Below are 8,348 nucleotides of genomic sequence, written 5' to 3'. Positions count from 1 at the left end.
CCCACTTACCTTTTTCATTGTGTTAACAATTTCTAAAACACTATAACCATGCCCATAACCACAATTAAAAATTTCACTTTTGTTTTGATTTAAAAAATTTAAAGCTTTAATATGAATATCTGCTAAATCACTAATATGAATAAAATCTCTAACGCAAGTGCCATCTTTAGTATCATAGTCATTACCAAAAATTTCCATTTCTTTTCTTTGTCCAGTTGCAGTCATGGCCGCAACTTTAATTAAATGCGTACTATTTAAAGTGGATTGGCCAATCAACCCACTTTCATCACTACCTGCCACATTAAAATAGCGTAAAGCTACAAAATTAAATTTTTCATTAGATTTTGCAACACTACTTAAAATTTTCTCGACCATTAACTTCGATTCTCCATAAGGAGTAAAGGCTTGGGTATTTAAAGACTCTTGTACAGGGATCTTGTCTGCACTAATATTTCCATAGACCGCTGCCGTGGAAGAAAATACAAATTTATGAATCAAATATTTTTGACACAAATTAATTAGATTAATCGAGTTTATAACATTATTATCATAATATTTTAATGGGTTGGTAATAGATTCGGGAACAATTAAACTGCCAGCAAAGTGCAAAACAGAATCTATTTTTTCTTTGCAAAAAATCTCTTCTATTTTATCTAGGTTTTTTAAATCTTCTTTAAAAAACGAAAAATTTTTAATACTTTGTAATTGCTTTATTGTTTTTATAAATCCTGTGGAAAGATTATCAATAACTACTACTTCACAAGTATTACTTTCTAGTAATTGTTTTACTACATGACTGCCAATGTACCCAGCTCCACCAGTTACTAAAATTTTTTCTTTCATAACGACCTTAATTTTTCATTATTTTTTTTATTATGAAGCAAAATATACTTCATAGCTTCATGCAAAGATTTAATTCTCTCTTGTAAATCATCAGTATAAGGAAAATCACTTACTGCTGTTAATCGGTATGGATTTAAAAAAGCCGTTTTCGCTGTTTTTTTTGCCGCAATATTGTATTGTAATATTTTATCTTTATAAAAAAGATTTATTTCTGGTCCGGCCCCTGGCTGAGTGATTATATATTTTCTTGATAATGACTTATTAAATAAATTTATTCCAAACCCTGTTGCAACAAAACTTTTTCCTAAAGCGGCAACTACCGAAGGTAAAACATCCACTTGCAAAGCAAACTTGGTGTATATTTTTGGCTTTAGTTTTTTAGGAGCATAAAAAATTAAAGGAGTCATGGCATAACCTAACTGAAAATCTTTAATATACCGAGGCACATAGGCCATGTCTCCTCTAATAGAAAGCCCATGATCTCCCAAAATAACAAATACTGTGTTATCAAAATATTTATTTTTTTTCGCAAGTTCCATCAAGTAATGCAAACTATAATCGGAAAATCGTAAAGAATTATATTCTGCTAAATGACGAAAGCCATTTTTTTTTAAAACTTTTAAAGGCTTTTTCACTAATTGAAAAGATTTTTTATCTTTTGGAATACTAAATGGACTATGAAAACTGGCAAACTGTATAATAGCCGCAAATGGTTTTTTTTGTTTTTTAAATACTTCGTTCGCCTCAATTACTAAATCTAAATCAGACAAACCCCATACATCTGTATTTGGTCTTTTATAGCTACCCTCTTCAAACAGTGTCATATCGGGTATGGCTTTATGAAGTACCCCTCTCATTTGTGCCCAATTTAAAGATCCTCCTAAAAAATAGAATTTTTTATGATCGCTTAAAGCATTAAAAGCCGAATTTTGTGCAGGCAAATTATTATTTCTAGAAGCGGTTCCTTTTCTTCCAAAATTAGGGTCTGGTACAGAGCTAACTGTAGAAAAAACCCCTCGCGCTGTTCCCATAGTAGAAGTAAAAAAATTATTAAAATACACTCCGTTTTTAGCAATGGCTTTTAAATAAGGAGTAGAATTCATAGGGTTCATTAAGCTGGTTTTATGCTTAGCTAAAGACTCCATAATAATTACAACCACATTAGTGTTTTTATCTAACTTGCCTTGAGCGGTTGCCTTAATGACTCGGTCAAAAGAAATAGATTTTGTTTTTTTATAAATGCCTAAAGTTTTTTTTAAGTATGGATATATTTTTTTTACCGCGTTTATGTCATAAGCCACACTATTCCATTGGCTAGAATCATAAAAATACAACAAGGGGTTTAAAGTGGCTTTAATTAAAAAATTATTTTTTAAAAAATAAACATCTGACCACCTAAGTGCTGGAGGAGGAGCTATTTTTCCGTAAATCCCTAAGGCCATCATAAAAGAAACTATAAAATATAAACAAAAATACTGAAGCTTATTTAATTTTATAATCCCTGAATTTTTAATAGGAAAAAAAATGCGCTTTAATACAAAAAACACGCATACAGAAACGGCTATTAAAGCAATAAGTATGGAAAATACAGGATAGTAATCTAAACCCACCTGTAAAGAAGTTTTAAAATCATTAAAAAATCGCATGCTGCTAAAGGATAATCTACTACCTAGATAGTCAAAATTTATAGAATCAAAAATAAATACTAATAATAAGAAAAAATAAAAAATAAAATAAGCGCCCAACCAAAATATTGTATATATTTTCTTTTTTATTTTTTTAAACAAAGGCCACAGTAAAAAAAAGGGAGCTATTACTAATATAGAAAGACGAATATCTAATTTTAAGGATAAATATAAACTATAAAGTAAGTCGGATATGGAATGAAAAATAGTGGCATCGGCAAAAACAGAAAAAAAGACAATGCGGTAAAGCCAACTTAGCACTAAAGTAAATAGAAAAATTTTTCCACTCACTAATAAAGGGCCTTGCGAAAAAAAATTTTTTATGAAAGTTTTCACCAACTAAATGTAACAAAACTTAAACAATAGTAAAGCTTTAACTATTGCATTAAACTTAGTAAATCACTAGTTTGAGCTAAGCCAGCTCCAACTCCATTAGTAATTGAAGATACAGATTTTGCACTAGTTTTTAACAATAGCCTTGCCTCTTTAAAATCTAATCCCGATTTTTTAGATTTAGCTAAGGCTAAAATACCAGCAACATGGGGGCTAGCCATAGAAGTTCCTGACATCTTATAATATTTAATATTGGTTTTCACTTGCAGACTAAAAGACATAGTTACTTGTGGATTGGTAATAATCTTATGTAATTTATTTCCTATCTGTTCGGGAACTAGATAATAGATAAAAGAAAAATGTTCCTTGGCCAAAATGTTAGTCACCCATTGTTTTAGTTTAAAAGATCCAACAAAGAATACCGCCGCTGCACCTCTTCTGTCTAAAGACTGTAGCTTGTTTAGTACAATTTTTGGACTTGTCATACTACTATCTAAAGAAAATAAAACAAATTTACCATTTATGTATGGGGCTGTACTAAAAACTAATTCCGATTTTGCAATACTAGATTTAGTAGAATTCATTACTAGAGTCGATAACATTGGTATTGCCTTTTCTTCCCCTTTATCGTTTTTAACATGCAAAGTTAATACTTCTTTAAAACTAGATAACGGCACTGTAGAAATAATTTTTTCTCCTGGAGCAACAATATCTAATCGACTAGAATATTGCGAAAAATGACTTTTTTCGAAGTGATCTTCCACTGCTTTTACAGAACCTACAGAAATTACCTCTTGATAACCAGCAGGGTAAGAAATTTTGTTTTTAATATACCTTCCCGCATTTCCAGCCGCCGCCACTACCAAACTTCCACTTTTAACCACTTTTTGGTAAACCGGTTTAAACATTTTATTTTTTTCTATATCGCTACCTAAAGATAAATTAATTACATCAACTTTTTCCTCAATGGCCCAATTTAAAGCTTGCAAAATAGCACTAGAAGAACAACTGACTCCTCCATTTACATTTCCACAAATTTTTCCTACAAGTAATTTAGCTTTTGGTGCCACTCCATAACTTTTACCCAAAACAGTACCTGCCACATGAGTGCCATGCCCCTCGACATCTGCAAAAGATTTAGTGCCAATAACAAAACTTTTTCCCTTTTCAAAAGCCTCTGATAAATCGGGATGATTGGTGTCCACCCCAGTATCTGCCACCATCACTCGAACATTAGACCCAAGATTATTATAAGTGCTCCAAGCTTGGCGAGCTTGAATAGCTTCTAAGGCCCAAAAATTACCGTACTTTTTTTCTATTTCTGATACGGTTTTTTTCTTATTTACACTTAAATTTTTATTACTATTTGCAAATACCTCTAATAACTGACTTAGCTTAGTATTATCTAGCATCCAGTTTTGTTTTCTATTAGTTGCATCACCATACAAATAAAAGTATTTGTCTTTTTGTACTAATTCTATTCCAGAAAATTGAGATACAGCTTCTTTATCAAAAGATGCCGAATCAACAATCAATATTTGCAAATGTGGCAATAGCTTTACCTGTGGGTTTGCTGTAAAAGAATTGCCAAGGGCAAAGGCTTGACTGTTTGCTCCCATAGAAGAAATCATATCTTTATACTCGGGGGCTATGTTGTTGTAAATGCGACTTAAAGAAACGGCTTTGATTTTATCTACAACCTCTTTATTTTTTAAAAAAGGATTTAAAATAGACGATGCAAAAGGAATGGTAAATTCTGCTTGAGGAGAAAAAACACTTTCGGCAATAGCCGTATATACCAAATCAGAAACTTGTACTATATAACGAGTCGACTCGGCGGAAGAAGAAACACTTTGTGCATAAGATAAAGAGTTAAAGGATAACCCCATTAAACCAATAATTATTTGTAAAATATATGCTTGTGCTTTCACTAAAATCCCCTTATTCGTTGTTGTTTTTACAGATGTATAAATTTTACAAAGCTCGGATATTTTTTACAATTTGCAGGCTAAAGGCTAGGAGTTTTTGCTGCGATGTGGCTAAGATTTTTATTTCACTATTTTTTAAAATAGCTTTATAATCCATTGATATTATTAGCTATTTTCTATTTTAAAAACAGGGCTTCAAACTTTTGAGAGAAATTAATAATAACAAAAAGTTATTACTCCCCATAGTTTTTTTTATGAAGTTTTATAGTTGCAGAGTCTAAATTCTATGGATTTTTAAAGAATTAGTAGAGGCGGCTTGGTCCACAGGTAAGCCTAAACTTAGCACCACCAAGTCTCCCTTTTTAACAATAGCTTTTTTTAATAAGATTTTTTGAATTTGTTTTAAAGCATCGGCAGAATTTTTATAAGCCTTAATGGATATACTGCTAACTCCCCAAGCTAAAGCCAATTGATTTAAAGAATTTTTGGAATGTGTAGCTGCAATAATAGGAACCTTTGGTCTAAAACTAGAAATGTGCGTAGCCGTTTGCCCTGTGGTGGTTAAACAAATAATTACTTTTGCATTTAAATATTTTGCCGATAGACAAACACTAGCAGCAATGGCTTCGCCCACGCTGGCAATAGTATTTGTAGAGGACAATAAGTGTTGATAGTACGGTAAAGATTTTTCTGCTTCTAAAATAATATCATGCATAGTTTTTACGCATTTAACAGGATAAGCCCCTTGCGCTGTTTCTCCCGAAAGCATTACTGCATCGCTACCATCTAAAATAGCATTAGCCACATCAGTAATTTCTGCCCTTGTTGGCCTTGGGTTGTGAATCATACTGTCTAACATTTGTGTGGCAGTAATAACAGGCTTGTTATATTTATTAGCCATAGAAATAATTTGCTTTTGTACCGCAGGCAAACGGCTGGCTCCTAATTCTACACACAAATCCCCGCGGGCCACCATAACAGAATCACTACATTTTATAATTTCATCCAAATAGTCTAAGGCTCCTAGCATTTCTATCTTAGAAATAACTTGAACATGCTCTTTTTTATATTTTACTAATAATTTTCTTAGTTTTAAAATGTCTTTAGGGTTACGAACAAAACTTAAAGCTACCGAATCTACATTATGATCTAAACCAAACTTTAAATCTTTTAAATCTTTTTTAGTTAATGGGTCTAGAGGTAAAAGTGCGCCTGGAATACAAAAACCTTTGCGTGAATGTAGTTCGCCATCATAAATTACTGTACACAAAAGCAATGACCCTTTAATATCTAAAACTTTTAGCTCTATTAGTCCGTCATCGATTAAAATTTTACTCCCTTTTTTACAAGTGCTAGCCACTTTTTTAAAATCTACAGGGATTATAATATCGCTGATGTTTTTATGCTGTTTAAAAATAGCACTTGGCTTCTTAATAAAAGCGGCCACATCTTTTTCGAAACCAAAAACTAGCTTTTGATTTTTTTTTAATAAAATAGACTTCGGTAATTTAGCAATACGAATTTTTGGCCCCTGTAAATCTTGTAAAATGTTAACAGGTGTTTTAAGCTCTGAAGAAAGCTCTCTAATGGTTTTAATAATGTTTTTATAAAAATTATGATCGCCATGAGAGAAGTTTAATCTCATAACATTAGTACCTGCCAATATTAACTTCTTTAACGCACTTCTATCTGAAGAGGTTGGCCCTAAAGTAGCTACAATTTTAGCTCGTCTTTTTGCTGTGTGCTTGAAGTTTAATAACATAATTCTACCCTAAAGCTTGCTTAAACAATCATTAAAGCATACATTTTCTTTTATGAAAGCTCTTTTTTCTATTTTTAATATAAACTTAGTAATAATTCTTTTTTTGCTTCTTAACCTGCCCTATAAGGCGGAAGCAAATAAAGCACTAACTGCTAAAAAAACTAGCCTTGCTAAAAAGTACTTTAAACAAAAGCAATGTGCTAAAGTTATTGCTGTTTTAAATAATCATATTAACCAGCTAGACTCTATTTGGTTAAAAAAAATGGCTTATTGTTTTAAAAGAACTAATAATTTACAACAAGAAAAAAATATTTATAAACACCTTGTGGGCAAAAACCCAAAGGACTACTTTAGTCACTTTGCCTTAGCAAGACTTTATCAAAAAGAGAATGTAAAAAAGGCTTCACAATCCGAACTAACTAATTTAGCAATAAAACATTTAAGATTATCTATTAAAATAAAAGCCACTTTTCTACCTCCTTACAATGCTTTATCTAAAATTTTAAAAAAACAAAATAACTATTATGACTTACAAAATTTATCAGAAAATTTTCTCAAGATGAGTAAAAATAACAAAAAAGCTTTAGCAAATTTGTGTCTTAGTTATTTTAAACAAGACTATATAGAAGAAAGCATTATATGGTGTAAAAAAGCCATTAAATACAATAAAACCTCTCCCTTGCCCGCCCTCTTTGTTTACTTGTCTATTAACTTAGAGAAGAAAAAACAAGGAAGTGGAGAAAAATTACTTTTTTATACAGGAAGAAAGTTTCCTAAATCCCTACTAGTGGCAGAAACCTTAGCCAATAAGTATTACAAAGAAAACAATCACAACTTAAGTTCTAGATATTATGCAAAAGTAATACGATTTAAGAGTAAAAATTTAAATACTTTAGAACAAGCCATTTGGAGTTTTTTTGCAGTTAAAAAATATAACTTGGGCCTTGTTGCTCTTAAGCAATTGTGTTCGCTAAATAAGCGAGAAGGTGTACATATAGCTAAAACCGCTATTAGTAAATTAGAAACAAGCCAAGAAAAAAAATGGCTAAGCCCTTATAAAGTTAGTCTTGCTAAAAATTGTTACTAAGAGGTGATTTAAGCCGCTTTTTTAAAGCCTTGCATCCATTGGGAAGCAACAATATTATATTGTTTTAACTTGCGGTACAGCGTGGCTCTACCAATTTTTAATTTTCTAGAAACTTGACTTAAGTTGCCTTCATAAGCTTGAATGGCCTCTTTAATTACATTGGCCTCCACCTCATCTAGACTTAATATTTGTTGTTTTTTTGCATGGCTAGACATGGAAAATTTATTTTCCATTAATTCAAAGCTTTGCCCAGAAACCCAGTCTTTAGAGTTACTATCCGAATCGACCTCTCCCGAAGTCTCACCAATGGAAGGAGCACTTACGCCAGAAGGTAAAGATGCCTGAGAACCTTCAACAGAATACTGAAGATTTTTATTTAATGCCCAGCTTTTAAACTCTAGTACCAAACTTTCTGTTTCACTATCTTCTTGAATATATAAAACTACCTTAGGACTCATACTGCCTCCCTATATACCAACTTTTCGGCTATTCGAACATAAACTTAAACCCTGTATGTTGATATTTTATGTATAGAAATTAGACAATTCGACAGTCTATAATAGCTATTTTTTAGCTTGCGCAATTAACTACTTAGTACTATCTTTTAAAGGACTTTAAGTTACCGCTGGGGCGGTAGTTCAGCTGGTTAGAATGCCTGCCTGTCACGCAGGAGGTCGCGGGTTCGAGTCCCGTCCGCCCCGCCAATTTTT

At 31.9% G+C, this 8,348-nt stretch carries 6 protein-coding genes and 1 tRNA gene; 2 read left to right on the top strand and 5 right to left on the bottom strand.

Annotation, left to right across the window (positions count from 1 at the left end):
* The 4 genes from galE to pyk form a co-directional block, all read right to left on the bottom strand.
* Positions 1 to 843: UDP-glucose 4-epimerase GalE (gene galE / locus HAW63_05640; GenBank protein ID MBE8163450.1), on the bottom strand; the 843-nt coding region annotated here is incomplete at its 3' end.
* Positions 840 to 2,864 (bottom strand): sulfatase-like hydrolase/transferase, encoded by a 2,025-nt coding sequence (locus tag HAW63_05635; protein ID MBE8163449.1) that lies wholly within the window; start codon positions 2,862 to 2,864, stop codon positions 840 to 842. The genes HAW63_05635 and galE, both read right to left, overlap by 4 nt.
* A 41-nt stretch (positions 2,865 to 2,905) precedes the next feature.
* A complete protein-coding gene (locus tag HAW63_05630; GenBank protein MBE8163448.1) occupies positions 2,906 to 4,792 on the bottom strand; it encodes a S8 family serine peptidase in 1,887 nt (628 codons plus the stop codon).
* A gap of 274 nt (positions 4,793 to 5,066) precedes the next feature.
* A complete protein-coding gene (gene pyk, locus HAW63_05625; protein ID MBE8163447.1) occupies positions 5,067 to 6,551 on the bottom strand; it encodes a pyruvate kinase in 1,485 nt (494 codons plus the stop codon).
* A gap of 52 nt (positions 6,552 to 6,603) precedes the next feature.
* Between pyk and HAW63_05620 the strand changes: the two genes are divergently transcribed.
* Complete coding sequence (locus tag HAW63_05620; protein ID MBE8163446.1) at positions 6,604 to 7,638, top strand: hypothetical protein; 1,035 nt, start codon at positions 6,604 to 6,606, stop codon at positions 7,636 to 7,638.
* An 8-nt stretch (positions 7,639 to 7,646) separates the two neighbouring features.
* Here the strand turns inward: HAW63_05620 and HAW63_05615 are convergent, their stop codons facing one another.
* Positions 7,647 to 8,096, bottom strand: a complete 450-nt coding sequence (locus HAW63_05615) for a hypothetical protein (GenBank protein ID MBE8163445.1) — start codon at positions 8,094 to 8,096, stop codon at positions 7,647 to 7,649.
* A 169-nt stretch (positions 8,097 to 8,265) separates the two neighbouring features.
* Here HAW63_05615 and HAW63_05610 point away from each other — a divergent pair.
* Positions 8,266 to 8,342 (top strand) — tRNA-Asp (locus HAW63_05610).
* The last annotated feature ends 6 nt before the right edge of the window (positions 8,343 to 8,348 follow it).

This window comes from Pseudobdellovibrionaceae bacterium (genome assembly GCA_015163855.1).
In the GTDB taxonomy this organism is placed as follows: Bacteria; Bdellovibrionota; Bdellovibrionia; order Bdellovibrionales; family UBA1609; genus JAAOIH01.
Note: the sequence above shows the minus strand (reverse complement) of the source record. Positions and strands in the feature narration are given on the sequence as shown.